At 53.7% G+C, this 26,265-nt stretch carries 24 protein-coding genes and 2 tRNA genes; 21 read left to right on the forward strand and 5 right to left on the reverse strand.

Going from position 1 to position 26,265, the window contains the following annotated elements:
• Positions 1–43 precede the first annotated feature (43 nt).
• Positions 44–1,303 (forward strand): UDP-N-acetylglucosamine 1-carboxyvinyltransferase, encoded by a 1,260-nt coding sequence (gene murA / locus GUC22_RS02700; protein ID WP_024358754.1) that lies wholly within the window; start codon positions 44–46, stop codon positions 1,301–1,303.
• 56 nt (positions 1,304–1,359) lie between these two features.
• Here the strand turns inward: murA and sfsB are convergent, their stop codons facing one another.
• Positions 1,360–1,632, reverse strand: coding sequence for a DNA-binding transcriptional regulator SfsB (sfsB, locus tag GUC22_RS02705; protein WP_004139786.1), 273 nt, complete (start codon positions 1,630–1,632; stop codon positions 1,360–1,362).
• Between the two features lie 198 nt (positions 1,633–1,830).
• A complete protein-coding gene (ispB, locus tag GUC22_RS02710) occupies positions 1,831–2,802 on the reverse strand; it encodes an octaprenyl diphosphate synthase (RefSeq protein WP_004139788.1) in 972 nt (323 codons plus the stop codon).
• Positions 2,803–3,061: 259 nt separating this feature from the next.
• Between ispB and rplU the strand changes: the two genes are divergently transcribed.
• The 4 genes from rplU (at position 3,062) to cgtA (ending at position 5,899) form a co-directional block, all read left to right on the forward strand.
• On the forward strand, positions 3,062–3,373 hold the full coding sequence (gene rplU, locus GUC22_RS02715; protein WP_004106123.1) for a 50S ribosomal protein L21: 312 nt from the start codon (positions 3,062–3,064) through the stop codon (positions 3,371–3,373).
• Between the two features lie 19 nt (positions 3,374–3,392).
• Positions 3,393–3,650: a 50S ribosomal protein L27 gene (rpmA, locus tag GUC22_RS02720; protein ID WP_003861831.1), complete on the forward strand. Its 258-nt coding sequence runs from the start codon at positions 3,393–3,395 to the stop codon at positions 3,648–3,650.
• A gap of 95 nt (positions 3,651–3,745) precedes the next feature.
• Positions 3,746–4,711: a DMT family transporter gene (locus GUC22_RS02725; protein ID WP_004139791.1), complete on the forward strand. Its 966-nt coding sequence runs from the start codon at positions 3,746–3,748 to the stop codon at positions 4,709–4,711.
• 15 nt (positions 4,712–4,726) lie between these two features.
• Entirely contained in the window at positions 4,727–5,899 is a 1,173-nt protein-coding gene (cgtA, locus tag GUC22_RS02730; protein WP_049089732.1) for an Obg family GTPase CgtA, read from the forward strand.
• Between the two features lie 46 nt (positions 5,900–5,945).
• On the opposite strand, the gene dacB is transcribed toward cgtA, so the two are convergent.
• On the reverse strand, positions 5,946–7,379 hold the full coding sequence (dacB, locus tag GUC22_RS02735) for a serine-type D-Ala-D-Ala carboxypeptidase (protein WP_024358753.1): 1,434 nt from the start codon (positions 7,377–7,379) through the stop codon (positions 5,946–5,948).
• A 233-nt stretch (positions 7,380–7,612) separates the two neighbouring features.
• Here dacB and greA point away from each other — a divergent pair, with 233 nt between their 5' ends.
• The gene (greA, locus tag GUC22_RS02740) at positions 7,613–8,089 is read left to right on the forward strand and encodes a transcription elongation factor GreA (RefSeq protein WP_004125674.1); all 477 of its coding nucleotides are present in this window, start codon (positions 7,613–7,615) and stop codon (positions 8,087–8,089) included.
• A 152-nt stretch (positions 8,090–8,241) separates the two neighbouring features.
• On the opposite strand, the gene yhbY is transcribed toward greA, so the two are convergent.
• Positions 8,242–8,535: a ribosome assembly RNA-binding protein YhbY gene (gene yhbY, locus GUC22_RS02745; protein WP_004139797.1), complete on the reverse strand. Its 294-nt coding sequence runs from the start codon at positions 8,533–8,535 to the stop codon at positions 8,242–8,244.
• A 124-nt stretch (positions 8,536–8,659) separates the two neighbouring features.
• Between yhbY and rlmE the strand changes: the two genes are divergently transcribed.
• From rlmE to GUC22_RS02775, 6 genes are all read left to right on the forward strand, one after another.
• Positions 8,660–9,289: a 23S rRNA (uridine(2552)-2'-O)-methyltransferase RlmE gene (gene rlmE / locus GUC22_RS02750; protein WP_004106110.1), complete on the forward strand. Its 630-nt coding sequence runs from the start codon at positions 8,660–8,662 to the stop codon at positions 9,287–9,289.
• 99 nt (positions 9,290–9,388) lie between these two features.
• Positions 9,389–11,323 (forward strand): ATP-dependent zinc metalloprotease FtsH, encoded by a 1,935-nt coding sequence (gene ftsH / locus GUC22_RS02755; protein WP_004139802.1) that lies wholly within the window; start codon positions 9,389–9,391, stop codon positions 11,321–11,323.
• Between the two features lie 97 nt (positions 11,324–11,420).
• Positions 11,421–12,269: a dihydropteroate synthase gene (gene folP / locus GUC22_RS02760; RefSeq protein ID WP_004125673.1), complete on the forward strand. Its 849-nt coding sequence runs from the start codon at positions 11,421–11,423 to the stop codon at positions 12,267–12,269.
• Positions 12,262–13,599 carry a phosphoglucosamine mutase gene (gene glmM / locus GUC22_RS02765; protein WP_024358752.1) on the forward strand — a complete coding sequence of 446 codons (1,338 nt, stop codon included), beginning with the start codon at positions 12,262–12,264 and terminating at the stop codon, positions 13,597–13,599. The genes folP and glmM overlap by 8 nt, the downstream gene beginning before the upstream one ends.
• A 229-nt stretch (positions 13,600–13,828) precedes the next feature.
• Complete coding sequence (gene secG, locus GUC22_RS02770) at positions 13,829–14,158, forward strand: preprotein translocase subunit SecG (protein WP_004106103.1); 330 nt, start codon at positions 13,829–13,831, stop codon at positions 14,156–14,158.
• A gap of 14 nt (positions 14,159–14,172) precedes the next feature.
• Positions 14,173–14,259, forward strand: a tRNA-Leu gene (locus GUC22_RS02775).
• Between the two features lie 153 nt (positions 14,260–14,412).
• Here GUC22_RS02775 and argG read toward each other — a convergent pair.
• The gene (argG, locus tag GUC22_RS02780) at positions 14,413–15,756 is read right to left on the reverse strand and encodes an argininosuccinate synthase (RefSeq protein ID WP_004139807.1); all 1,344 of its coding nucleotides are present in this window, start codon (positions 15,754–15,756) and stop codon (positions 14,413–14,415) included.
• 307 nt (positions 15,757–16,063) lie between these two features.
• On the opposite strand from argG, the gene GUC22_RS02785 reads away from it, so the two are divergent.
• From GUC22_RS02785 to nlpI, 9 genes are all read left to right on the forward strand, one after another.
• Positions 16,064–16,140 (forward strand) — tRNA-Met (locus tag GUC22_RS02785).
• A 206-nt stretch (positions 16,141–16,346) separates the two neighbouring features.
• Positions 16,347–16,799 (forward strand): ribosome maturation factor RimP, encoded by a 453-nt coding sequence (rimP, locus tag GUC22_RS02790; protein ID WP_004139810.1) that lies wholly within the window; start codon positions 16,347–16,349, stop codon positions 16,797–16,799.
• Positions 16,800–16,826: 27 nt separating this feature from the next.
• Complete coding sequence (gene nusA, locus GUC22_RS02795; RefSeq protein ID WP_004125657.1) at positions 16,827–18,314, forward strand: transcription termination factor NusA; 1,488 nt, start codon at positions 16,827–16,829, stop codon at positions 18,312–18,314.
• A 24-nt stretch (positions 18,315–18,338) separates the two neighbouring features.
• On the forward strand, positions 18,339–21,029 hold the full coding sequence (infB, locus tag GUC22_RS02800; protein ID WP_004125655.1) for a translation initiation factor IF-2: 2,691 nt from the start codon (positions 18,339–18,341) through the stop codon (positions 21,027–21,029).
• A gap of 91 nt (positions 21,030–21,120) precedes the next feature.
• Positions 21,121–21,522 (forward strand): 30S ribosome-binding factor RbfA, encoded by a 402-nt coding sequence (gene rbfA / locus GUC22_RS02805; RefSeq protein WP_004106092.1) that lies wholly within the window; start codon positions 21,121–21,123, stop codon positions 21,520–21,522.
• Positions 21,522–22,466 carry a tRNA pseudouridine(55) synthase TruB gene (gene truB / locus GUC22_RS02810; RefSeq protein WP_024358750.1) on the forward strand — a complete coding sequence of 315 codons (945 nt, stop codon included), beginning with the start codon at positions 21,522–21,524 and terminating at the stop codon, positions 22,464–22,466. Before rbfA ends, truB begins: the two co-directional genes overlap by 1 nt.
• Before the next feature lie 147 nt (positions 22,467–22,613).
• The gene (gene rpsO, locus GUC22_RS02815) at positions 22,614–22,883 is read left to right on the forward strand and encodes a 30S ribosomal protein S15 (protein WP_002918244.1); all 270 of its coding nucleotides are present in this window, start codon (positions 22,614–22,616) and stop codon (positions 22,881–22,883) included.
• Positions 22,884–23,124: 241 nt separating this feature from the next.
• The gene (gene pnp / locus GUC22_RS02820) at positions 23,125–25,263 is read left to right on the forward strand and encodes a polyribonucleotide nucleotidyltransferase (protein WP_004139819.1); all 2,139 of its coding nucleotides are present in this window, start codon (positions 23,125–23,127) and stop codon (positions 25,261–25,263) included.
• Between the two features lie 107 nt (positions 25,264–25,370).
• Positions 25,371–26,255 (forward strand): lipoprotein NlpI, encoded by an 885-nt coding sequence (gene nlpI / locus GUC22_RS02825; protein ID WP_004139820.1) that lies wholly within the window; start codon positions 25,371–25,373, stop codon positions 26,253–26,255.
• Positions 26,256–26,265: the final 10 nt, after the last annotated feature.

Consider the following 26,265-nt stretch of genomic DNA (forward strand, 5'->3'; position numbering starts at 1 on the left):
GTTCCCCGCAGCGTATGTGAATTCTTAACAGAGAACAGAATCAATGGATAAATTCCGTGTTCAGGGGCCTACTCGTCTGCAGGGCGAGGTCACTATTTCCGGCGCGAAAAACGCCGCCCTGCCAATCCTCTTTTCCGCGCTATTAGCCGAAGAGCCGATTGAGATCCAGAACGTACCGAAGCTGAAAGACATCGATACCACCATGAAACTGCTGAGCCAGCTGGGCGCGAACGTTAAGCGCAACGGCTCCGTATGGATCGATGCCGGCCCGGTTGACGTTTTCTGTGCCCCGTATGACCTCGTCAAAACCATGCGTGCTTCGATTTGGGCGCTGGGTCCGCTGGTGGCCCGTTTTGGTCAGGGACAGGTATCACTTCCCGGCGGCTGCGCCATCGGCGCGCGCCCGGTTGATTTACACATTACCGGTCTTGAGCAACTGGGTGCGGAAATCAAACTGGAAGAAGGTTATGTCAAGGCGTCGGTTAATGGACGCCTGAAAGGCGCGCATATTGTGATGGATAAGGTCAGCGTTGGCGCTACCGTAACCATCATGAGCGCTGCGACGCTGGCGGAAGGCACCACCGTTATCGAAAACGCCGCGCGCGAGCCGGAAATTGTCGATACCGCCAACTTTCTCAACGCGCTGGGCGCGAAGATCAAAGGTCAGGGTACCGATCGTATCACCATCGAAGGCGTAGCGCGCCTCGGCGGCGGCGTCTACCGCGTTCTGCCGGATCGTATTGAAACCGGGACCTTCCTGGTGGCGGCGGCGATTTCTGGCGGTAAGATCCTGTGCCGCAATGCTCAACCTGATACGCTTGATGCGGTTCTGGCGAAGCTACGCGATGCCGGCGCGGACATCGAAACGGGCGAGGACTGGATTAGCCTCGATATGCACGGCAACCGTCCGAAAGCTGTCAACGTTCGTACTGCTCCGCATCCGGGTTTCCCGACCGATATGCAGGCCCAGTTCACCTTGCTGAATCTGGTTGCCGAGGGAACCGGCGTGATCACCGAAACGATCTTCGAAAACCGTTTCATGCATATCCCGGAGCTGATCCGTATGGGCGCGCATGCGGAAATCGAGAGCAATACGGCGATTTGCCACGGCGTGAAGCAACTTTCTGGCGCCCAGGTCATGGCGACGGATCTGCGTGCGTCAGCTAGCCTGGTGCTGGCAGGCTGCATTGCGGAAGGGACGACGATTGTCGATCGTATTTACCACATTGACCGCGGCTACGAACGTATCGAAGACAAACTTCAGGCGCTTGGCGCGAATATCGAACGCGTCAAAGCCGAATAAGCCCATTACAGCAGCCCTCTGACGTAGGTCCGGGGGCTGTTGTCTGCAACCTCGCTTTACTTGTTATTCTTCCTCTGACGCATCATCTGCGTTCTGTCGATAAACTGGTGGGTATGGGGATCGTGATAGCGCGATGGCCATATTACCCACGGATCGGTTTCCAGCGCGTGAGCGATAATCAGCTCGCCCTTGGGCCAGGGCCGAGTCAGCGCATTGGCGAGCGTTGAAGAACTTAAACCATTACGCCGCGATTCAGCTGCCAGCGACGTCCCTTTTTTGCGTAATCCGGCAATAATATCCGCTGGATGCCAGTCGATGAACTTATCCATAAATTCTCCTGGTAATAAACATTCCGTTCGTCCTTAATGGGCGACAAAATGACTATACCTTGAGTTCCAGTAATGTTCTAACAAGTTCTTTTAATGGCTTTGATATTAGGAATATATCAAGAAATAAGGCTGAAATTGGCTTTATTGGTGTTTACTGGAACTTTCCCGCGATTTTACGCGGGAAAGTGAGGGGAGGGGTTAATGGTCGCGCTGCACGGCGATGTGGGCAAGACCAATTAGCGCTTCACGCCACGGGGAATCGGGGAGGACCTGAAGGGCGGCAATCGCTTTATCAGCCTCTTCCTCCGCGCGTTTTTGGGTCCATTCCAGCGAGCCGCAGGCTGCCATGGTTTCCAGTACGGCTTCGAGTAGATGGCGGCCGTTACCCTGCTCGATCGCTCCGCGGATCATGGCGGACTGTTCTGCGCTGCCGTGTTGCATAGCGTGCAGCAGCGGAAGAGTGGGTTTGCCTTCATTTAGATCGTCACCGACGTTTTTACCCAGCCGCTCACCGTCTGAACTGTAGTCAAGCAGATCGTCAATCAGCTGGAAAGCGGTGCCCAGATAGCGCCCGTAGTCCTGTAACGCTTTCTCTTGTTCCGCGGTGCAGTCGGCCAGGATCCCGGAGCACTGGGCTGCGGCTTCAAACAAACGAGCGGTCTTGCTATAAATGACCCGCATATAGTTTTCTTCGGTGATATCCGGGTCGTTCACGTTCATCAACTGCAGAACTTCGCCTTCAGCAATGACGTTCACGGCTTCCGACATCACTTCCAGAACTCTCAATGAGCCGAGGCTGGTCATCATCTGAAAGGCGCGGGTGTAGATGAAATCGCCAACCAGCACGCTAGCGGCATTGCCAAAAGCGGCGTTTGCGGTGGCTTTGCCCCGGCGCATATCAGACTCATCGACGACGTCATCATGCAGCAGGGTGGCGGTATGGATAAATTCGATCAGCGCAGCAATGGCGACGTGAGCGTTTCCCTGATATCCCACGGCACGCGCGGCCAGCACGGCGATCATCGGGCGAATGCGTTTACCGCCTCCGCTAACGATGTAGTAGCCTAACTGATTGATAAGCTGAACATCCGAGTCGAGTTGCTCAAGAATTGTCGCATTGACGCCCGCCATATCCTGCGCGGTTAACTCATTGATTTTTTCTAAATTCATCGCAAAAGCCGGGCCAAATGTCCTGTTCCCGCGTATCCAATAGGATCACAGAAGGATTAAGATAGAATTAAAAGAAGATGTGATTGTACTGAAAAATTGCCGCAGATAAACGCTGGAGTGAAAGTTGTGTTTTTTTTCTGCGTTGATCGCTGATCGCTCTTGTCAAAGGCTCGCGTTTTGCGTAATATTCGCGCCCTATTGTGAATATTTATAGCGCACTCTGAATCATACGAAGAGGTGCGCGGAAGCGGAGTTCTATATGTACGCGGTTTTCCAAAGTGGTGGTAAACAACACCGAGTAAGCGAAGGTCAAACCATTCGCCTGGAAAAGCTGGACATCGCAACTGGCGAAGCTGTTGAGTTCGCAGAAGTGCTGATGATCGCAAACGGTGAAGAAATTAAAATCGGCGTTCCTTTCGTTGAGGGCGGCGTAATCAAAGCTGAAGTTGTTGCACACGGTCGTGGCGAGAAAGTTAAAATCGTTAAGTTTCGTCGTCGTAAACACTACCGTAAGCAGCAGGGCCATCGTCAGTGGTTCACTGATGTGAAAATTACTGGCATCAGCGCCTAAGACCTGAGGAGAGATTTAAATGGCACATAAAAAGGCTGGCGGCTCAACTCGTAACGGTCGCGATTCAGAAGCTAAACGCCTGGGCGTTAAGCGTTTCGGTGGCGAATCCGTTCTGGCGGGTAGCATCATCGTTCGTCAACGTGGTACCAAATTCCACGCTGGCACTAACGTAGGTTGCGGTCGTGACCACACTCTGTTTGCTAAAGCAGACGGTAAAGTGAAATTCGAAGTTAAAGGCCCGAACAACCGTAAATACATCAGCATCGTTGCTGAGTAAGTTTTTCGTGGTCCGGTAACGGATTAAAGCCCCGCAACGTGTTGCGGGGCTTTTTACATTGAAAACCCGGAAAATTTTCTGCAGGGAAAACGGGCATGAAGCAGCAGGCCGGCATCGGCATTATTTTAGCGCTCACCACGGCGATGTGTTGGGGGGCCCTGCCGATCGCAATGAAGCAGGTTCTTGAAGTGATGGAGCCGCCGACGGTGGTTTTTTATCGCTTTTTGATGGCAAGTTTTGGTCTTGGCGCCATTCTGGCCATGAAAAGAAAACTGCCTCCGCTGCGTATTTTTCGTAAGCCGCGGTGGTTGATACTGCTGGTGATTGCGACGGGTGGTTTGTTCGGTAACTTCATTCTGTTTAGTTCTTCCTTGCAATATCTCAGCCCCACCGCTTCCCAGGTGATTGGCCAGCTGTCCCCGGTCGGCATGATGGTGGCCAGCGTTTTTGTCCTTAAAGAAAAAATGCGCGGCACTCAGGTTGTGGGAGCGCTGATGCTGGTGAGCGGTCTGGTCATGTTTTTTAACACCAGCCTGATTGAGATTTTTACTCGCCTGACGGACTACACGTGGGGGGTAATTTTCGGCGTCGGGGCGGCGACGGTGTGGGTGTGCTACGGTGTCGCGCAAAAGGTGTTATTGCGGCGTCTGGCGTCACAGCAAATCCTTTTTTTGCTGTACACTTTATGTACGATATCGCTATTGCCATTAGCGAAGCCTTCGCAGGTACTGGCATTAAGCGACTGGCAGCTGGCCTGCCTGGTTTTTTGCGGCCTGAACACCCTGGTCGGCTACGGCGCGCTGGCGGAAGCGATGGCGCGCTGGCAGGCGGCGCAGGTGAGCGCGTTGATTACCTTAACGCCGCTGTTTACGCTGCTGTTTTCAGATTTATTATCACTGGCCTGGCCCGACGTTTTCGCCAGACCGCTGTTGAACCTGATGGGTTATCTCGGTGCGTTTGTCGTGGTTGCGGGCGCGATGTATTCCGCCGTCGGTCATCGTCTTTGGGGACGATGGCGTAAGCGAGAAGCGGTTGTGCCGCTCCCCCGCTCAGGCGAATGATTTACGGAGAGTAAAATGAAGTTTGTTGATGAAGCAACGATCCTGGTCGTAGCAGGCGATGGCGGCAATGGTTGCGTTAGCTTCCGCCGCGAAAAATATATCCCGAGAGGCGGCCCGGACGGCGGTGACGGTGGTGATGGCGGCGACGTCTGGCTTGAAGCGGACGAAAACCTGAACACCCTGATCGACTATCGTTTTGAGAAGTCTTTCCGCGCCGAGCGCGGGCAAAACGGCCAGAGCCGCGACTGTACCGGTAAACGCGGTAAAGACGTGACGGTGAAAGTGCCGGTAGGAACCCGTGTAATCGACCAGGGGACCGGCGAGACGATGGGCGATATGACCAAGCACGGTCAGCGTCTGATGGTCGCCAAAGGCGGCTGGCACGGTCTGGGTAACACCCGTTTCAAATCGTCCGTAAACCGTACTCCGCGTCAAAAGACGATGGGGACGCCGGGCGATAAGCGCGATCTCCAACTGGAGCTGATGCTGCTGGCGGACGTCGGGATGCTGGGGATGCCGAATGCGGGTAAATCGACCTTTATTCGTGCCGTTTCCGCTGCCAAGCCTAAAGTCGCTGACTATCCGTTTACGACGCTGGTGCCAAGCCTCGGCGTGGTGCGTATGGATAACGAGAAGAGCTTTGTGGTGGCGGATATCCCTGGGCTGATTGAAGGCGCAGCGGAAGGCGCAGGCCTCGGTATTCGCTTCCTGAAGCACCTGGAGCGCTGCCGCGTGCTGCTGCATCTCATCGATATCGAGCCGATTGACGGCTCCGATCCGGTTGAGAACGCGCGGATTATTATCGGTGAGCTGGAAAAATACAGTGAGAAGCTGGCTTCTAAGCCGCGCTGGCTGGTCTTTAACAAGATTGACCTGATGGATAAAGCTGAGGCGGAAGCGAAAGCGAAAGCTATCGCGCAGGCGCTGGGCTGGGAAGATAAATTCTATCTGATTTCGGCGGCCAGTCAGCAGGGCGTAAAAGACCTGTGCTGGGACGTGATGACCTTTATCATCGAAAACCCGATTGTCCATGCGGAAGAAGCGAAGCCGGCCGAAAAAGTCGAGTTTATGTGGGACGACTATCATCGTCAGCAGCTTGAAGAAGCTGAAGTGGAAGATGATGAAGACTGGGATGACGATTGGGACGAAGGCGACGAAGAAGGCGTCGAATTCATCTACAAGCGTTAATTCCGGGTACACAAAAAGGGCCGCATATGATGCGGCCCTTTTGCTTTTAGTTGTTCTGGTACAGGTCCTTGTACAATCGGCTTTCGAAGCGCACCAGCGGAATGCGGCGATTACGCTGGTCGGCCGGAGGCACGGCGTAGCCAGACAAATATTGCACGAACGCAATCTTCTGGCCGCTGGCGGTAGTGATGAAACCGGCCAGGTTATACACCCCTTGCAGTGAACCCGTTTTCGCCGAAACTTTGCCATCAACGCCAGCCTGATGCAGACCCGCACGGTATTGCAGAGAACCGTCGTGGCCGGCCAGAGGCAGCATCGAGATAAAGTTGAGCTCGTTATCGTGCTGGGCGATGTACTGCAGCACCTGCATCATCGTGGCTGGCGCGATGAGGTTATGGCGCGATAGACCTGAGCCATCGGCAATAATGGTATTGCCGAGATCGACGCCGGCCTGCTGGCGCAGGATCTGCCGTACGGCATCGGATCCGGCTCGCCAGGTACCCGGTACGCTGAAGCGGGCATGCCCAATGGTGCGGAATACCGTATCGGCGATCATGTTGTCCGATTTTTTCAACATAATACGCAGCAGATCGTGCAGCGGTGCAGATTGGGTGCTCGCCAGTACGGTACCCGGATCGTTCGCCAGCGTCTGACGCAGCAGCGTGCCGCTCCAGGTGATGTCGGCATCGGTCAGCTCCGCTTTCAGAATCGCACCGGCGTAGCTGGCACCATCCTGGATGGCGAAAGCCAGCGGCAGCGGTTCGCTGCGCTGCGGCAGACAGCCGGTCAGGGTGTATCGGTTCAGATCGCCGGGAACCACGTCAAGCTCACAGTACTGTGCTTCAGAAGAGCCGCGCGCCAGCGTTCGTACCTGGCTGAACATGGTCACCGGGTAGTAAGACGCCACGCGGATAAACGCCAGATCGCCCGGTTTTTGCGCGCTATAGAGCGAGATGGAGAAACAGTTTCGATCGACAATAGCTGCCGCTGGCGGGGCGCTAAAGCACTGCGTCATATCATTCCAGGGCCAGCCCGGCGCTTTGTCATGGCTGGCGAAGATGGAGGTATCGATCAGGACATTACCTTCAATTCGCTGGACGCCGGCTTTCTTCAGCGTGGCCACCATATTACGAATATCCTGACGCCGAAGGGTGGGATCGCCGCCAAAGCGCGCAATAAGGTCGCCTTTCAGGACACCGCCATCGAGACTGCCTTTCGTTTCCAGCGTGGTGGTGAAGCGGAAGTCCGGACCCAGCTGCAGCAGCGCAGCAAGTGCGGTTATCACCTTTTGGGTGCTGGCCGGAAGCGCCATCTGCTGGCTATGATAGTCTATCTCCGGCGTTGGGGATCCCACCTTCTGCGCCATAAAGGCAAGGTTTGCGCCCGCAGGAAGCTGGTTGATGTACTCGTCAATATTCGCCGCCTGAGCGCTAAACGCTATACCGGCGGTCAATCCGATGATAAATCTGGGAAATCGCATAATCTCGCGCTAACAGCCTGAAACCAGTCCGTCATACTACGGTGCATCGCCCTGTAAAGTAAACGATGACCCATAGTGAACTTCAGGGTAAAATACGTATCAAATTGAAAATTGCTGCTGACCTGGGGATGACTTTCCGGGTCGGTTTTCTTTTGCTCCGGCCCTGCTCAAGTCTTGACCGGCTGCGGAGCGGTGTTGTCTGCTCCATGAAGGAATGAAAAGAGGTATAACAAATGCAAGCTATTCCGATGACCTTACGTGGCGCTGAAAAACTGCGCGAAGAACTGGATTTCCTGAAGTCCGTACGTCGTCCTGAAATCATCGCGGCCATCGCTGATGCGCGCGAGCACGGCGATCTGAAAGAAAATGCTGAGTATCATGCTGCCCGCGAACAGCAGGGCTTCTGTGAAGGCCGCATTAAGGATATTGAAGCAAAGCTGTCGAACGCGCAGGTTATCGACATCACTAAAATGCCTAACAATGGCCGGGTGATTTTTGGTTCGACGGTCAGCGTTCTGAATCTTGATACGGATGAAGAGCAAACTTATCGTATCGTCGGCGATGATGAGGCCGATTTTAAGCAAAATCTGATCTCTGTTAACTCACCGATTGCACGTGGTTTAATCGGTAAAGAGCAGGATGATGTTGTGGTAATCCGTACACCGGGCGGTGAAGTCGAATTCGAAATTCTGAAGGTTGAGTACCTTTAATCCGAATTTAACGCTACGATGTTGATGGATTGTAAAGAAAGGAAAAAGGCCGCGTAGCGGCCTTTTATCAGCGTCCGGAGCATGGCATTTTGCTCGTCTACCCGCAGAAAACCCTCGATTTACACAAAGTTGTGTCGATAACCAGGATATTCTTAGCGTGGCAGCGAGATTTTACGCTCTTTAGTCGGGCGGTACAGAACCAGCGTTTTACCGATGACCTGTACATTACAGGCGCCGGTTTCGCGCACGATAGCTTCCACGATCAAGGTTTTAGTTTCGCGATCTTCCGAGGCGATCTTCACCTTGATAAGTTCATGGTGCTCTAACGCTTGTTCAATCTCGGCCAGTACCCCTTCGGTCAAACCATTGTTGCCAAGCATAACTACCGGCTTGAGCGGATGTGCCAGACCTTTCAGGTGCTGTTTTTGTTTAGTACTCAGATTCATCGTATTTTTTTGCTTACGTTGGGATTGAAAACGGTTCATTCTACCGCCATCTCCCATATATCGCCAAACTACCGCGTCGATTTTTACGTCGCGAAGTACGATGAACCCGAAATGGGAATGTTAAATGACAGGTAAAAAGCGTTCTGCCAGCTCAAGTCGTTGGCTTCAGGAACACTTTAGCGATAAATATGTTCAGCAGGCACAGAAAAAGGGGTTACGTTCCCGTGCCTGGTTTAAACTTGATGAAATACAGCAAAGTGACAAGATTTTTAAACCGGGGATGACGATAGTTGACCTCGGCGCTGCACCCGGTGGCTGGTCGCAATACGCGGTTACGCAGATCGGTAACAGCGGCCGCATCATTGCTTGCGATCTTCTACCTATGGATCCAATCGTTGGTGTGGACTTCCTTCAGGGCGACTTTCGTGATGAATTAGTCCTGAAAGCGTTACTTGAGCGTGTAGGTGACAGTAAAGTACAAGTTGTCATGTCCGATATGGCGCCAAATATGTGTGGAACACCGGCGGTGGATATTCCCCGGGCCATGTATCTGGTGGAACTGGCGCTTGGAATGGCTCGTGATGTCTTAGCGCCAGGTGGTAGTTTTGTAGTGAAGGTGTTCCAGGGCGAAGGCTTCGATGAGTATCTAAGAGAGATTCGCTCCCTGTTTACGAAGGTCAAAGTTCGTAAGCCGGACTCTTCTCGCGCCCGTTCGCGTGAAGTGTATATTGTAGCGACCGGGCGTAAACCATAACCGGCAGATTTCAAACGAAAGTTTGAAAGACGCTGGATATAGAGTATCCTGACGCTGTTTTTAACACAGTTGTAATATGAGGTTAATCCCTTGAGTGACATGGCGAAAAACCTAATACTCTGGCTGGTCATTGCCGTTGTGCTGATGTCAGTATTCCAGAGCTTTGGGCCCAGCGAGTCGAATGGCCGCAAGGTGGATTATTCTACCTTCCTGCAGGAGGTCAATCAGGACCAGGTTCGCGAAGCGCGTATCAACGGACGTGAGATAAACGTTACCAAGAAAGATAGTAACCGTTACACGACCTACATCCCGGTGAACGATCCTAAGCTGCTTGATAACCTTCTGACTAAAAATGTCAAGGTGGTTGGTGAGCCGCCAGAAGAGCCGAGCCTGCTGGCTTCTATCTTCATCTCCTGGTTCCCGATGCTGCTTCTTATCGGCGTCTGGATCTTCTTTATGCGCCAGATGCAGGGCGGCGGTGGCAAAGGTGCCATGTCGTTCGGTAAGAGTAAGGCGCGTATGCTGACGGAAGACCAGATCAAAACCACTTTTGCCGACGTCGCCGGTTGTGACGAAGCGAAAGAAGAAGTGGCTGAACTGGTTGAATACCTGCGCGAGCCGAGCCGTTTCCAGAAGCTGGGCGGTAAAATTCCGAAAGGCGTCCTGATGGTCGGCCCTCCGGGTACCGGTAAAACCTTGCTGGCAAAAGCCATCGCGGGTGAAGCTAAGGTTCCATTTTTTACGATTTCCGGTTCTGACTTCGTTGAAATGTTCGTTGGTGTCGGTGCATCCCGCGTGCGTGACATGTTCGAACAGGCCAAGAAAGCGGCTCCGTGCATCATCTTTATCGATGAAATCGACGCCGTGGGCCGCCAGCGTGGTGCGGGCTTAGGTGGCGGTCACGATGAACGTGAACAGACCCTGAACCAGATGCTGGTTGAGATGGACGGCTTTGAGGGTAACGAAGGTATCATCGTTATCGCGGCAACCAACCGCCCGGACGTTCTTGACCCTGCGCTGCTGCGTCCAGGCCGCTTTGACCGTCAGGTTGTGGTAGGTCTGCCGGACGTTCGCGGTCGCGAACAGATTCTGAAAGTGCATATGCGCCGCGTACCGCTGGCGCCGGATATCGACGCGGCAATTATTGCCCGCGGTACGCCGGGCTTCTCCGGTGCTGACCTGGCAAACCTGGTGAACGAAGCGGCGCTGTTTGCGGCTCGTGGCAACAAGCGTGTTGTATCGATGGTTGAATTCGAGAAAGCGAAAGACAAAATCATGATGGGTGCGGAACGTCGCTCCATGGTGATGACGGAAGCGCAGAAAGAGTCCACCGCATATCACGAAGCGGGCCATGCGATTATTGGCCGCCTGGTGCCGGAACACGATCCGGTGCACAAAGTGACGATTATCCCGCGCGGTCGCGCACTGGGTGTCACCTTCTTCCTGCCTGAAGGCGACGCGATCAGCGCCAGCCGTCAGAAGCTGGAAAGCCAGATTTCAACCCTGTACGGCGGTCGTCTGGCGGAAGAGATTATCTACGGCGTAGAGCATGTTTCTACCGGCGCGTCGAACGACATTAAAGTCGCGACTAACCTGGCGCGTAACATGGTCACCCAGTGGGGCTTCTCTGACAAACTCGGCCCGCTGCTGTATGCCGAAGAAGAAGGTGAAGTTTTCCTTGGCCGCAGCGTCGCGAAAGCGAAGCATATGTCCGATGAAACGGCGCGTATTATCGACCAGGAAGTGAAGTCACTGATTGAGCGTAACTACAATCGTGCACGCCAGCTCCTGAACGATAACATGGACATCCTGCACGCGATGAAAGATGCGCTCATGAAATATGAAACCATCGACGCCCCGCAGATTGATGACCTGATGGCTCGCCGCGATGTTCGCCCGCCAGCTGGCTGGGAAGAACCGGGTTCATCCAACAATTCTGACAACAATGGCACCCCTCGTGCTCCGCGTCCGGTCGATGAACCGCGTACGCCAAACCCGGGCAATACCATGTCAGAACAGCTGGGCGACAAATAAGTTAGCCGTTATTGACGCTGTTGTACTTTTTAAAACCCCTGAGCGTATGCTCCGGGGTTTTTCTTTTTCAACCTTTCTCTGACTCAGGGATTTAGCGATGAAACTTGTAGCCCAGGGCTCAACCCTCGATCTCTCTCATCCACATGTGATGGGTATTCTTAACGTTACTCCTGATTCTTTCTCTGACGGCGGGACTCACAACACGCTGGTCGAAGCCGTTAAACACGCCAATCTGATGATCAATGCCGGGGCGACTATCATTGATATCGGTGGGGAGTCGACGCGTCCGGGGGCTGCGGATGTCAGCGTCGAGGAAGAACTGGCGCGAGTCATTCCGACGGTGGAGGCGATTGCCCAGCGCTTTGAGGTCTGGATCTCCGTTGATACCTCAAAACCGGAAGTGATTCGCGAGTCGGCGCGTGTTGGCGCGCATATCATCAATGATATCCGTTCGCTGACCGAACCGGGAGCGCTGGAGGCTGCGGCTGAAACGGGCTTGCCGGTATGTCTGATGCATATGCAGGGTCAGCCGAAGACAATGCAGGACGCGCCGAAGTACGCGGACGTGTTTGCTGACGTTGAGCGCTTTTTTGTCGAACATATTGTGCGCTGCGAACGGGCCGGTATCGCAAAAGATAAATTGTTGCTCGACCCGGGATTCGGTTTCGGTAAAAATCTTTCTCATAATTATGAACTGCTTGCCCGACTTGGAGAGTTCCATCATTTTGGTCTTCCGCTGCTGGTAGGTATGTCGCGTAAGTCGATGGTAGGTCAGTTGCTTAATGTCGGGCCGACGGAGCGCCTGAGTGGCAGCCTGGCCTGTGCTGTCATTGCTGCAATGCAGGGCGCGCAGATAATTCGCGTCCATGATGTCAAAGAAACGGTAGAAGCGCTGCGCGTGGTGGAAGCTACCCTGGCCGCTAAGGAAAATAAACGTTATGAGTAACCGCAAATATTTTGGTACTGATGGTATTCGTGGCCGCGTAGGCGATGCGCCAATAACGCCAGAATTTGTGTTAAAGCTGGGCTGGGCGGCAGGTAAGGTACTGGCAAGGCACGGCTCACGGAAGATTATTATTGGTAAAGATACCCGTATTTCAGGCTATATGCTGGAGTCCGCGCTGGAGGCTGGCCTGGCCGCCGCGGGATTATCCGCTTCTTTTACCGGCCCGATGCCAACGCCGGCAATTGCCTATCTGACGCGCACCTTCCGCGCGGAAGCCGGGATTGTGATTTCCGCTTCGCATAATCCGTTCTATGACAACGGCATCAAATTCTTCTCTATCGAGGGCACGAAGCTTCCTGATGAGGTAGAGGAAGCCATTGAAGCTGAAATGGAAAAAGAACTCACCTGCGTGGATTCCGCCGAGCTGGGTAAAGCCAGCCGTATCGTCGACGCTGCCGGTCGTTATATCGAGTTTTGCAAAGGCACTTTCCCGAACGAGCTGAGCCTCAACTCTTTAAAAGTGGTGGTCGATTGCGCTCACGGGGCGACATATCACATTGCGCCGAACGTTTTCCGCGAGTTGGGCGCTCAGGTCATTGCGATGGGCTGTGAGCCTGATGGTCTCAACATCAATGAAGAAGTCGGGGCGACGGACGTTCGTGCTCTGCAGGCGCGCGTGCTGGCGGAAAAGGCCGATCTGGGCATTGCTTACGATGGCGATGGCGATCGGGTCATTATGGTGGACCATGAAGGCAACAAAGTCGACGGTGACCAGATCCTCTATATCATTGCCCGTGAGGGCCTGCGTCAGGGGCAGCTGCGGGGCGGCGCTGTCGGGACGCTGATGAGCAATATGGGTCTCGAACTGGCGCTCAAACAGCTGGGTATTCCTTTTGTTCGCGCCAAAGTGGGCGACCGCTATGTGCTGGAGAAGCTGCAGGAGAAGGGCTGGCGCATTGGCGCGGAAAACTCCGGTCATGTGATCTTACTGGATAAAACCACTACGGGTGATGGGATTGTCGCCAGCCTGCAGGTTGTGGCGGCAATGGTGCGTAACCATATGAGCCTGCACGACCTGTGCAGCGGAATGAAAATGTTCCCGCAGCTTCTGGTTAACGTTCGCTTTACGGAAGGTAGCGGTAACCCGCTGGAACATGAGCACGTCAAAGCGGTAACGGCAGAAGTGGAAGCGGCGCTGGGGAATCGGGGCCGCGTACTGCTGCGTAAATCAGGCACTGAGCCGCTGATTCGCGTTATGGTGGAAGGCGAGCATGAAGAACAGGTGCACGAATTTGCCCACCGTATCGCTGATGCGGTGAAAAGCGTTTAATCTCTCTTGCTAAGTGACTAAAAAGGCGACGCTTGCCGCCTTTTTAGTCGACAATAAATCGCTTTTTGCTGTTTTTTTCCGCACTTGATACAATGCGCTGAAATTGCCCTTGCGAAGGTCATTCGCTTTGGTTAGTATTCACACCCGCTTCAGTGGGAAACGTTGAAACGTCCCGCTTTATTGGTCGAAGCACTTGGTATGCGGCAAATCCGCAAGGAACAGGTTGATTATGTACGAAGCTCTTTTAGTTGTTTTCCTTATTGTGGCGATTGGCCTTGTTGGTCTGATTATGCTGCAGCAAGGTAAAGGCGCTGATATGGGAGCCTCCTTCGGAGCAGGCGCTTCCGGCACTCTGTTTGGATCCAGCGGTTCAGGTAATTTCATGACCCGCATGACTGGTATCCTGGCTGCGCTGTTCTTCATCATCAGTCTGGCGCTGGGCAATATCAACAGCAACAAGACCAATAAAGGAAGTGAGTGGGATAATCTGAGCGCTCCGAAAACTGAGCAAACTCAGCCGACAGCTCCGGCGCAGCCGAGCAGCGATATCCCGCACTGATAAGCAGTATCCGTACCGAGGTGGTGGAATTGGTAGACACGCTACCTTGAGGTGGTAGTGCCCTAACGGGCTTGTGGGTTCGAGTCCCATCCTCGGTACCAATTTCTTGAAAAAAGACGCTGAAAAGCGTCTTTTTTTTCGTCCAGAGAAAGGTGAACTGCAGCATCAGTGCCGGATATTCCACGTCGCTTTGGCGCGGATATTTCTGCATAAAAAAGGCCGCTCGCGCGGCCTTCACTATTTTCTCTGGAACGTTACTTAGATTTACTTTCCAGATTTTCTACCTGCGGCAAGCCGGTGGCGGAAGAGGCGGTCAGCAGTCCGGACTGCGCGTAGCCAAATAGCTTATCGCGGGTATCGGTGATATCCAGGTTGCGCATCGTCAGCTGGCCGATACGGTCCTCGGCGGAGAACATTGAGTCACCTTTTTCCATCGTCAGACGCTCTGCTTTATAGGTCAGATTATCAGAGACGGTATTGAGGATGGAGTAGTCGTTGCCGCGACGCAGTTCAAGCGTCACTTCGCCGGTGATTTGGCTAGCCACCCAGCGCTGCAGTCCGTCGCGCAGCATCAGCGCCTGGGAATCGAACCAGCGCCCCTGATACAGCAGACGACCCAGCTGACGACCGTGCGCATGATATTGCTCGATGGTATCTTCATTGTGAATACCGGTCAGCAGACGCTCGTAGGCGATATGCAGCAGCGCCATGCCCGGGGCTTCATAAATGCCGCGGCTCTTCGCTTCGATGATACGGTTTTCGATCTGATCGCTCATACCCAGACCATGGCGGCCGCCGATGCGGTTAGCTTCCAGCATCAGTTCAACGTCATCGCTAAAGGTTTGTCCGTTCAGCGCAACCGGGTGGCCCTGTTCAAAGCGAACGGTGACTTCTTCCGCCGGGATTTTGACGCTTTCGTCCCAGAACTTGACGCCCATAATCGGGTTCACAATCTTGACGCTGGAGTTCAGGAACTCGAGATCTTTCGCTTCGTGTGTGGCGCCCAGCATATTGGAGTCGGTTGAGTAGGCTTTTTCTACGGACATTTTATAGTCAAATCCGCAGGAAATCATAAACTCTGACATCTCCTGACGGCCGCCCAGCTCGTCGATAAAGTCGCTATCCAGCCACGGTTTGTAAATTTTCAGCTCAGCATTGGTCAGCAGGCCGTAGCGATAGAAACGTTCAATATCGTTACCTTTATAGGTACTGCCATCGCCCCAGATATTGACGCCGTCTTCCTTCATGGCAGCGACCAGCATGGTACCGGTCACCGCGCGGCCCAGCGGGGTGGTGTTAAAGTAGGTTAATCCGCCGGTGGTGTTATGAAATGCTCCGCACTGAATCGCGGCAATGCCTTCGGCAACCAGCTGTTTACGGCAATCGATCAGACGAGCCCCTTCAGCACCATATTCTTTGGCACGACGAGGAATGGCATCGTAATCGTCTTCGTCTGGCTGTCCCAGGTTTGCAGTATATGCATAAGGGACTGCACCCTTTTTACGCATCCACAGCAGCGCGGCGCTGGTATCCAGCCCACCAGAAAAAGCAATACCAATACGTTGGCCTACCGGGAGATGCTTGAGAATCGTCGTCATAAAATAAAACCCTACTAGATAGACTGTGGTGAGTTCAACTCAACAATCTTTATTGCATGTTTATGCATTAATTGTGAGTTTTCATTTAATCATCTTTTGCTGGCGACAGGAAGAGGCAGAGCCTATTTTTGCCAAAAAAGCCTGAAATACCAGCATGAACCGAAACCTGCAATGTGAAATTCATGTTGACAAAATATATGAAGTATCAATACAATTCACTACGATTTTATGTCCCGTCTCTCGGTACCAAATCCCAGCAGTATTTGCGTCTTTTGCTCAAAACGAGTAAAATATGCCACGTTTCAGGCGCGGGGTGGAGCAGCCTGGTAGCTCGTCGGGCTCATAACCCGAAGGTCGTCGGTTCAAATCCGGCCCCCGCAACCACTTTCCCATTAAGTACTTTTTCAAATATACTGTGAGGACCGGGTCCTTCGTAGACGAATTTGAAAGAATTCTTCTGGAAAGTGTTCCAGATCGCAGTTGCGATCTCAGGGTTCAGTTATCTAAAGCCCCGATTTATCGGGGTTTTTTGTTATCTGACTTCAGAATAACTGGGCTATACGCCCTTTTTTTATGTCTTGGGGGTGGGTTTGTCCACATTAGAGCAAAAATTAACAGAGATGCTCACTGCGCCAGTTGAAGCGCTTGGCTTTGAGCTGGTCGGCATCGAATTTATTCGCGGTCGCACGTCCACACTGCGCATCTATATTGATAGTGACGATGGCATCAATGTTGATGATTGTGCTGATGTGAGCCACCAGGTCAGTGCTGTCATGGACGTCGAAGACCCGATTACAGTCGCTTATAACCTGGAAGTCTCTTCCCCTGGTCTCGATCGTCCCATGTTCACCGCCGAGCACTATGAGCGTTTCATTGGTGAAGAAGTTTCGCTGGTTTTGCGCATGGCGGTACAGAACCGACGCAAATGGCAGGGCCTTATCAAAGCGGTAGACGGTGAGATGATCACGGTAACCGTCGAAGGCAAAGATGAAGTGTTCGCGCTGAGTAACATCCAGAAGGCGAACCTGGTTCCCCACTTTTAACAGTCTGGATTGAGGTGAAAGGCCCCGATGAACAAAGAAATTTTGGCTGTTGTTGAAGCCGTTTCCAACGAAAAGGCGCTGCCGCGTGAGAAAATTTTCGAAGCGTTGGAAAGTGCGTTAGCGACGGCTACCAAGAAAAAATATGAGCAAGAGATCGACGTGCGCGTAGAAATCGATCGCAAAAGCGGTGATTTCGATACTTTCCGTCGCTGGTTGGTGGTTGAAGAAGTCACTCAGCCGACGCGCGAAATCACGCTGGAAGCTGCGCGCTACGAAGATGAAAGCATGAATCCTGGCGATTACGTCGAAGACCAGATTGAATCTGTCACCTTTGACCGTATCACTACGCAGACCGCCAAGCAGGTTATCGTACAAAAAGTACGTGAAGCCGAACGTGCGATGGTCGTCGATCAGTTCCGTGAGCACGAAGGTGAAATCATCACGGGCGTAGTGAAGAAAGTGAACCGCGACAACATTACGCTGGATCTGGGCAACAACGCTGAAGCCGTGATCCTGCGTGAAGATATGCTGCCGCGCGAGAACTTCCGTCCGGGTGACCGTATCCGCGGCGTACTGTACGCAGTTCGTCCGGAAGCGCGCGGCGCGCAGCTGTTCGTGACTCGCTCCAAGCCGGAAATGCTGGTTGAACTGTTCCGCATTGAAGTACCGGAAATTGGTGAAGAAGTTCTCGAAATTAAAGCGGCGGCTCGCGATCCTGGCTCTCGTGCCAAAATCGCCGTTAAAACTAACGACAAGCGTATCGATCCGGTTGGCGCCTGCGTCGGCATGCGCGGCGCGCGCGTTCAGGCTGTCTCGACTGAACTGGGCGGCGAGCGTATCGATATCGTGCTGTGGGACGATAACCCGGCGCAGTTCGTGATTAACGCCATGGCTCCGGCTGACGTCGCATCTATCGTGGTAGATGAAGACAAGCACACCATGGATATCGCAGTCGAAGCGGGCAACCTGGCGCAGGCCATTGGCCGTAACGGTCAGAACGTACGTCTGGCATCTCAGCTCAGCGGCTGGGAACTCAACGTCATGACCGTTGACGACCTCCAGGCTAAGCATCAGGCCGAAGCCCATGCAGCGATTGATACCTTCACTAAATATCTTGATATTGATGAAGATTTCGCCACGCTGCTGGTTGAAGAAGGTTTCGCCACTCTGGAAGAACTGGCCTATGTGCCAATGAAGGAACTGCTGGAAATCGACGGTCTGGATGAAGCAACCGTTGAAGCACTTCGTGAGCGGGCGAAAAACGCGCTGACCACGCTGGCGCTGGCCAAAGAAGAGAGCCTGGGAGACAGCAAACCTGCCGACGATCTTTTGAATCTCGAAGGTATGGATCGCGCTCTGGCATTCACCCTGGCCGCCCGTGGTGTTTGTACGCTGGAAGATCTCGCCGAGCAGGGCATTGATGATCTGGCTGATATCGAAGGCTTGACCGACGAGAAAGCCGGAGAACTTATCATGGCCGCTCGTAATATTTGTTGGTTCGGCGACGAAGCGTAATAAACTGTAGCAGGAAGGAACAGCATGACAGATGTGACCATTAAAGCGCTGGCCTCAGAGATTCAGACCTCTGTGGATCGCCTGATACAGCAGTTTGCTGATGCAGGGATCCGCAAATCGGCTGATGATTCTGTGACCGCGCAAGAGAAGCAAACCTTGTTGACGCACCTGAACCGTGAACACGGCTCGGCGCCCGACAAGCTGACGCTGCAGCGCAAAACGCGCAGCACGTTAAATATTCCGGGTACCGGTGGAAAGAGCAAATCGGTACAAATCGAAGTCCGCAAGAAACGCACCTTTGTGAAACGCGATCCGCAAGAGGCCGAACGCCTTGCCGCGGAAGAGCAGGCGCAGCGTGAAGCGGAAGAGCAAGCCCGTCGTGAAGCTGAAGAATCAGCCAAACGCGAGGCGCAATTAAAAGCTGAACGTGAGGCCGCAGAACAAGCGAAACGTGAACTCGCCGATAAAGCGAAACGTGAAGCCGCGGAAAAAGACAAAGTGAGCAATCAACAAACCGACGATATGACCAAAACCGCCCAGGCTGAAAAGCAACGCCGCGAAAATGAAGCAGCGGAGCTCAAGCGCAAATCGGAAGAAGAAGCACGCCGCAAACTTGAAGAAGAAGCGCGCCGTGTAGCGGAAGAAGCACGCCGTATGGCTCAAGAAAATGAAAAGAACTGGACTGAAGCGCCAGAAACGCCTGAAGAGACCACTGACTATCACGTAACGACTTCTCAGCATGCTCGTCAGGCTGAAGACGACAACGATCGTGAAGTTGAAGGCGGTCGCGGCCGCGGACGTAATGCGAAAGCAGCGCGCCCGGCGAAGAAAGGCAATAAACACGCTGAATCGAAAGCCGATCGTGAAGAAGCCCGTGCGGCCGTTCGCGGCGGTAAAGGCGGTAAGCATCGTAAAGGTTCTGCTCTGCAGCAAGGTTTCCAGAAGCCGGCTCAGGCGGTTAACCGTGATGTCATCATCGGCGAAACCATCACCGTTGGCGATCTGGCCAACAAGATGGCCGTCAAAGGTTCTCAGGTCATCAAAGCGATGATGAAACTGGGCGCGATGGCGACCATCAACCAGGTCATCGACCAGGAAACCGCGCAGCTGGTTGCCGAAGAGATGGGCCACAAGGTTATCCTGCGTCGTGAAAACGAGCTGGAAGAAGCGGTAATGAGCGACCGTGACACCGGCGCAGCGGCTGAACCGCGCGCACCGGTAGTGACCATCATGGGTCACGTTGACCACGGTAAAACCTCTCTGCTGGACTACATTCGTTCAACGAAAGTGGCCTCTGGCGAAGCGGGCGGCATCACCCAGCACATCGGTGCGTACCATGTTGAAACCGACAACGGTATGATCACCTTCCTGGATACCCCGGGCCACGCCGCGTTTACCTCTATGCGTGCTCGTGGTGCGCAGGCGACGGATATCGTGGTTCTGGTTGTGGCGGCAGACGACGGCGTGATGCCGCAGACCATCGAAGCTATCCAGCACGCGAAAGCGGCGCAGGTACCTCTGGTCGTTGCGGTGAACAAAATCGATAAGCCGGAAGCTGACCTGGATCGCGTTAAAAACGAACTGTCTCAGTACGGCGTTATGCCGGAAGAGTGGGGCGGCGAAGCGCAGTTCATCCCTGTATCCGCTAAAGCCGGTACCGGTATTGACGATCTGCTGAATGCTATTCTGCTGCAGGCGGAAGTTCTGGAGCTGAAAGCGGTTCGCAACGGTATGGCGAGCGGCGCGGTGATCGAATCCTTCCTCGATAAAGGTCGTGGTCCGGTTGCAACCGTTCTGGTACGCGAAGGTACGCTGCATAAAGGCGACATCGTCCTGTGCGGTTTCGAATACGGTCGCGTTCGTGCGATGCGTAACGAACTGGGTCTGGAAGTGCTGGAAGCGGGTCCATCCATTCCGGTGGAAATCCTCGGCCTGTCTGGCGTACCGGCTGCCGGCGACGAAGTGACCGTCGTGCGTGACGAGAAGAAAGCGCGTGAAGTTGCGCTGTATCGTCAGGGCAAATTCCGTGAAGTTAAACTGGCTCGTCAGCAGAAATCTAAGCTGGAGAACATGTTCGCCAACATGACTGAAGGCGAAGTTCACGAAGTGAACATCGTCCTCAAAGCGGACGTTCAGGGTTCTGTGGAAGCGATCTCCGACTCCTTGCTGAAACTGTCTACCGACGAAGTGAAAGTGAAGATCATTGGTTCCGGCGTAGGTGGTATCACCGAAACCGACGCAACCCTGGCGGCCGCATCCAACGCGATTCTGGTTGGCTTTAACGTTCGTGCTGACGCATCTGCGCGTAAAGTTATCGACGCGGAAAGCCTGGATCTGCGCTACTACTCCGTCATCTACCATTTGATCGACGAAGTGAAAGCAGCGATGAGCGGCATGCTGTCTCCGGAACTGAAACAGCAGATCATCGGTCTGGCTGAAGTGCGTGATGTGTTCAAATCGCCGAAATTCGGCGCCATCGCGGGCTGTATGGTCACCGAAGGTACGATTAAGCGTCACAACCCAATCCGCGTTCTGCGCGACAACGTGGTTATCTATGAAGGCGAGCTGGAATCCCTGCGCCGCTTTAAAGATGACGTTAACGAAGTCCGTAACGGCATGGAATGTGGTATCGGCGTTAAGAACTACAACGACGTTCGCGTCGGCGATATGATCGAAGTGTTCGAAATCATCGAGATTCAACGTACCATCGATTAATCGTTTAGTAGGCCGGGGAAGCGCAGCGCCACCCGGTTATACAAAATTAAAGGGGGCCGCGTGGCCCCCTTATTTGTCTGGAGAATTTATTATGGCGAAAGAATTTGGTCGCCCGCAGCGTGTGGCCCAGGAGATGCAAAAAGAGATCGCAATCATCCTGCAGCGCGAAATTAAAGACCCGCGTCTGGGCATGATGACCACGGTTTCAGGTGTCGAAATGTCCCGCGATCTGGCCTATGCCAAAGTGTTTGTGACCTTCCTGAACGATAAAGACGAAGCCGCCGTGAAAGCGGGCATCAAGGCTTTGCAGGAAGCGTCTGGTTTTATTCGCTCGCTGCTGGGCAAAGCGATGCGCCTGCGTATCGTGCCTGAACTGACGTTTTTCTACGATAATTCGTTAGTCGAAGGGATGCGCATGTCGAATCTGGTGACCAGCGTGGTGAAACATGACGATGAGCGTCGTGTGAACCCGGACGACAGCAAGGAGGACTAATGAGTCGTCCTCGTCGTCGCGGCCGCGATGTGCACGGCGTTCTGTTGCTGGATAAACCGCAAGGCGCATCCAGCAACGACGTGTTGCAGAAAGTCAAACGGCTTTATAACGCCAACCGGGCAGGGCACACGGGCGCGCTGGATCCGCTGGCGACCGGTATGCTGCCGATTTGCCTCGGGGAAGCGACAAAGTTTTCCCAGTATCTGCTCGATTCTGACAAGCGCTACCGCGTGATTGCAAAGCTCGGCCAGCGCACCGATACCTCTGATGCCGATGGCCAGGTGGTGGAAGAGCGTCCGCTGGCTTTTAGCCCGGAGCAGCTGGCAGCCGCGCTTGACGGCTTCCGCGGCGAAACTCAGCAGATACCGTCGATGTATTCGGCGCTGAAATACCAGGGCAAAAAGCTGTACGAATATGCCCGCCAGGGCATTGAAGTACCGCGTGAATCCCGGCCGATTACGGTATACGAATTGTTATTTATTCGTCATGAGGGTAGCGAGCTTGAGCTGGAAATCCACTGCTCGAAAGGCACCTACATTCGCACGATTATTGATGATTTAGGCGAGAAACTAGGATGCGGCGCGCACGTCACTTTTCTCCGTCGTCTGGCGGTCAGTAAATATCCTGTCGAACGAATGGTGACGCTGGAGCAACTGCAGGCGCTGGTCGAGCAGGCCAATGCGCAGGATATTCCCGCCGCTCAGCTGCTGGACCCGCTGCTGATGCCGATGGACAGTCCGGCTTCGGATTACCCGTTGATTAATATTCCGGAAACCTCAGCCGTCTACTTTAAAAACGGTAACCCGGTTCGTACATCGGGCGCGCCGCTACAGGGGCTGGTTCGCGTCACGGAAGGCGCGGAAGAGAAGTTTCTTGGTATGGGTGAAATTGATGATGAAGGCCGCGTTGCGCCTCGTCGTCTGGTGGTTGAATACCCTGCCTGAGCGCTTTCCTTGCGATAAAAGGCTGCTGCGAGTAGAATATCGCCGCTTAACGCTCGCCAAAGTGATTTAACATTTGCGAGCGTTATATCAGGGGTTGCTGAATTAGAGATCGGCACCCTTTCTTTCTTTTAATTTTGGAGTTCGAAAATGTCTCTAAGCGTTGAAGCTAAAGCAAAAATCGTTTCTGAGTTCGGTCGTGGCGAAAACGACAGCGGTTCTACTGAAGTTCAGGTTGCACTGCTGACTGCACAGATCAACCACCTGCAGGGTCACTTTGCAGAGCACAAAAAAGATCACCACAGCCGTCGTGGTCTGCTGCGCATGGTTTCTCAGCGTCGTAAACTGCTCGACTACCTGAAACGTAAAGATGTTGCACGTTACTCTGCGCTGATCGAGCGTCTGGGTCTGCGTCGCTAATTCTGCGAGTTTCAGAAGAAGGGGCCTCACGGCCCCTTTTTTCGACCGGGCGGCAGCAATTCATTAAAAACTCATGTATTGTTGCTATTAATGATCTTCATGCAGAGGTTCGCGCGGCTAATGAGAGGCTTGACTCGCAGGGGCGGGTAAAGGTTGTCATTAGTCGCGAGGATGCAGAAGATCGGGTCATACGATGTCTTATCGTGGATTTGACATCATCTATAGATATAAGGATAGAATTTTGCTTAATCCGATCGTTCGTAAATTCCAGTACGGCCAACATACCGTAACCCTGGAGACCGGCATGATGGCGCGCCAGGCAACTGCCGCCGTTATGGTTAGCATGGATGACACCGCGGTATTCGTTACCGTTGTGGGCCAGAAAAAAGCGAAACCAGGCCAGGATTTCTTCCCGCTGACCGTTAACTATCAAGAGCGTACCTACGCTGCAGGTAAAATCCCGGGTGGTTTCTTCCGTCGTGAAGGCCGTCCGAGTGAAGGCGAAACCCTGATCGCGCGTCTGATTGACCGCCCGGTTCGCCCGCTGTTCCCGGAAGGTTTTGTCAACGAAGTTCAGGTTATTGCGACCGTGGTTTCCGTTAACCCGCAGGTTAACCCGGATATCGTCGCGATGATTGGCGCTTCCGCAGCCCTGTCCCTATCCGGTATTCCGTTCAACGGCCCAATTGGCGCCGCTCGCGTCGGTTATATTAATGACCAGTACGTGCTGAACCCGACCCAGGAAGAGCTGAAGTCCAGCAAACTGGATCTGGTTGTTGCAGGTACCGAAGCCGCAGTACTGATGGTTGAATCCGAAGCTGAACTGCTGAGCGAAGACCAGATGCTGGGCGCGGTCGTGTTTGGTCACGACCAGCAGCAGATTGTTATTCAGAACATCAACGACCTGGTGAAAGAAGCCGGTAAACCGCGTTGGGACTGGCAGCCGGAAGTGGTTGATGCGGCGCTGAACGCGCGCGTTGCCGCGCTGGCTGAATCTCGCCTGAGCGATGCTTACCGTATCACCGACAAACAGGAGCGTTATGCTCAGGTTGATGCGATCAAATCTGAAACTATCGCGACCCTGGTTGCGGAAGATGAATCCCTGGACGCTAACGAACTGGGTGAAATCCTGCACGCAATCGAGAAAAACGTGGTGCGTAGCCGCGTACTGGCCGGTGAGCCGCGTATCGATGGTCGTGAAAAAGATATGATTCGTGGTCTGGACGTTCGCACCGGCGTTCTGCCGCGTACCCACGGTTCCGCACTCTTTACTCGTGGCGAAACTCAGGCGCTGGTTACCGCGACCCTGGGTACCGCACGCGACGCGCAGAACATCGATGAGCTGATGGGCGAGCGCACGGATTCCTTCCTGTTCCACTATAACTTCCCTCCGTACTCCGTAGGCGAAACGGGAATGGTCGGTTCTCCGAAGCGTCGTGAAATCGGTCACGGTCGTCTGGCTAAGCGCGGCGTCCTGGCCGTTATGCCGACTATCGAAGAGTTCCCGTACACCGTTCGCGTGGTTTCTGAAATCACCGAATCTAACGGTTCCTCCTCCATGGCTTCCGTCTGTGGCGCTTCTCTGGCGCTGATGGACGCAGGCGTGCCGGTGAAAGCCGCCGTTGCGGGTATCGCAATGGGTCTGGTGAAGGAAGGCGACAACTTCGTCGTACTGTCTGACATTCTGGGCGATGAAGATCACCTGGGCGATATGGACTTCAAAGTAGCGGGTTCCCGCGAAGGTATCTCTGCGCTGCAGATGGATATCAAAATTGAAGGTATCACCAAAGAGATCATGCAGGTTGCTCTGAACCAGGCTAAAGGTGCGCGTCTGCACATCCTGGGCGTGATGGAACAGGCGATTAACGCGCCGCGCGGCGATATCTCCGAATTCGCACCGCGTATCCACACGATCAAAATCAGCCCGGACAAAATTAAAGACGTTATCGGTAAGGGCGGCTCCGTTATCCGCGCGCTGACCGAAGAGACCGGCACCACTATCGAAATCGAAGATGACGGTACCGTTAAAATCGCAGCAACCGATGGCGACAAAGCGCAGCACGCGATTCGTCGTATCGAAGAGATCACCGCTGAGATCGAAGTTGGCCGTATCTATAACGGTAAAGTGACCCGCATCGTTGACTTTGGCGCGTTTGTTGCCATTGGCGGCGGTAAAGAAGGCCTGGTTCACATCTCTCAGATCGCCGACAAGCGCGTTGAGAAAGTGACCGACTATCTGCAGATGGGTCAGGAAGTGCCGGTTAAGGTTCTGGAAGTTGACCGTCAGGGCCGTGTCCGTCTGAGCATCAAAGAAGCAACTGAACAAACTCAGCCTGCGGCTGCGCCGGAAGCTCCGGCTGCCGAACAGCAGGGCGAGTAAGGTTGCCGTTTGCCCTCCGCATAGCGGAGGGCGCATTACGGGCAGGACGCCCTGTTTGCAGCCGGGGAACTGGACGTTCATCCAATCGTTGTCTTCGGGAGTGGGAAATGAAGCCTTTTTTGCGCTGGTGTTTCGTGGCGACAGCTCTCACGCTGGCAGGATGCAGCAACTCTGCCTGGCGTAAGGACGCAGTCCTCGCGGTGCCATTGCAACCGACTTTGCAGCAAGAAGTGATTCTGGCGCGCATGGAACAAATTCTTGCCAGTCGGGCTTTAACCGATGACGAACGCGCACAGCTTTTATATGAGCGCGGAGTGTTGTATGATAGTCTCGGTCTGAGGGCATTAGCGCGAAATGATTTTTCACAAGCGCTGGCAATCCGACCGGATATGCCTGAAGTATTCAATTACTTAGGCATTTATTTAACGCAGGCAGGCAATTTTGATGCTGCCTATGAAGCGTTTGATTCTGTACTTGAGCTTGATCCAACTTACAACTACGCGCACTTAAATCGCGGCATCGCCCTGTATTACGGCGGTCGTGCTAAGTTAGCGCAAGATGATCTGCTGGCGTTTTATCAAGACGATCCCAATGATCCTTTCCGAAGCCTGTGGCTTTATCTCGCCGAGCGTCAGCTCGATGAGAAGCAGGCGCTTGAAGCACTGAGACAGCGCTTAGACAAGTCGGATAAAGAACAATGGGGATGGAACATTGTCGGGTTCTACCTTGGCGACATTAGCGAAAAAGAGCTAATGACCCGTCTGAAGGCAGACGCAACGGATAACACCTCGCTCGCTGAGCATCTCAGTGAAACCAACTTCTATTTAGGTAAGTACTACCTAAGTCTGGGGGACAAGGACAGCGCTACGGCACTGTTCAAACTGGCGGTCGCAAACAACGTTCATAACTACGTTGAGCACCGATACGCATTGTTGGAATTATCGCTCTTGGGCCAGGAGCAAGATGACCTGGCAGAATCGGACCAGCAATAGCTGACGAACA

It is taken from the genome of Klebsiella sp. MPUS7 (assembly GCF_009905335.1).
In the GTDB taxonomy this organism is placed as follows: Bacteria; Pseudomonadota; Gammaproteobacteria; order Enterobacterales; family Enterobacteriaceae; genus Klebsiella; species Klebsiella grimontii.

Coding starts and splice junctions, on each gene's coding strand:
- murA (WP_024358754.1), top strand. CDS start 44: ATGGATAAATTCCGTGTTCAGGGGCCTACTCGTCTGCAGGGCGAGGTC.
- sfsB (WP_004139786.1), bottom strand. CDS start 1,632: ATGGATAAGTTCATCGACTGGCATCCAGCGGATATTATTGCCGGATTA.
- ispB (WP_004139788.1), bottom strand. CDS start 2,802: ATGAATTTAGAAAAAATCAATGAGTTAACCGCGCAGGATATGGCGGGC.
- rplU (WP_004106123.1), top strand. CDS start 3,062: ATGTACGCGGTTTTCCAAAGTGGTGGTAAACAACACCGAGTAAGCGAA.
- rpmA (WP_003861831.1), top strand. CDS start 3,393: ATGGCACATAAAAAGGCTGGCGGCTCAACTCGTAACGGTCGCGATTCA.
- GUC22_RS02725 (WP_004139791.1), top strand. CDS start 3,746: ATGAAGCAGCAGGCCGGCATCGGCATTATTTTAGCGCTCACCACGGCG.
- cgtA (WP_049089732.1), top strand. CDS start 4,727: ATGAAGTTTGTTGATGAAGCAACGATCCTGGTCGTAGCAGGCGATGGC.
- dacB (WP_024358753.1), bottom strand. CDS start 7,379: ATGCGATTTCCCAGATTTATCATCGGATTGACCGCCGGTATAGCGTTT.
- greA (WP_004125674.1), top strand. CDS start 7,613: ATGCAAGCTATTCCGATGACCTTACGTGGCGCTGAAAAACTGCGCGAA.
- yhbY (WP_004139797.1), bottom strand. CDS start 8,535: ATGAATCTGAGTACTAAACAAAAACAGCACCTGAAAGGTCTGGCACAT.
- rlmE (WP_004106110.1), top strand. CDS start 8,660: ATGACAGGTAAAAAGCGTTCTGCCAGCTCAAGTCGTTGGCTTCAGGAA.
- ftsH (WP_004139802.1), top strand. CDS start 9,389: ATGGCGAAAAACCTAATACTCTGGCTGGTCATTGCCGTTGTGCTGATG.
- folP (WP_004125673.1), top strand. CDS start 11,421: ATGAAACTTGTAGCCCAGGGCTCAACCCTCGATCTCTCTCATCCACAT.
- glmM (WP_024358752.1), top strand. CDS start 12,262: ATGAGTAACCGCAAATATTTTGGTACTGATGGTATTCGTGGCCGCGTA.
- secG (WP_004106103.1), top strand. CDS start 13,829: ATGTACGAAGCTCTTTTAGTTGTTTTCCTTATTGTGGCGATTGGCCTT.
- argG (WP_004139807.1), bottom strand. CDS start 15,756: ATGACGACGATTCTCAAGCATCTCCCGGTAGGCCAACGTATTGGTATT.
- nusA (WP_004125657.1), top strand. CDS start 16,827: ATGAACAAAGAAATTTTGGCTGTTGTTGAAGCCGTTTCCAACGAAAAG.
- infB (WP_004125655.1), top strand. CDS start 18,339: ATGACAGATGTGACCATTAAAGCGCTGGCCTCAGAGATTCAGACCTCT.
- rbfA (WP_004106092.1), top strand. CDS start 21,121: ATGGCGAAAGAATTTGGTCGCCCGCAGCGTGTGGCCCAGGAGATGCAA.
- truB (WP_024358750.1), top strand. CDS start 21,522: ATGAGTCGTCCTCGTCGTCGCGGCCGCGATGTGCACGGCGTTCTGTTG.
- rpsO (WP_002918244.1), top strand. CDS start 22,614: ATGTCTCTAAGCGTTGAAGCTAAAGCAAAAATCGTTTCTGAGTTCGGT.
- nlpI (WP_004139820.1), top strand. CDS start 25,371: ATGAAGCCTTTTTTGCGCTGGTGTTTCGTGGCGACAGCTCTCACGCTG.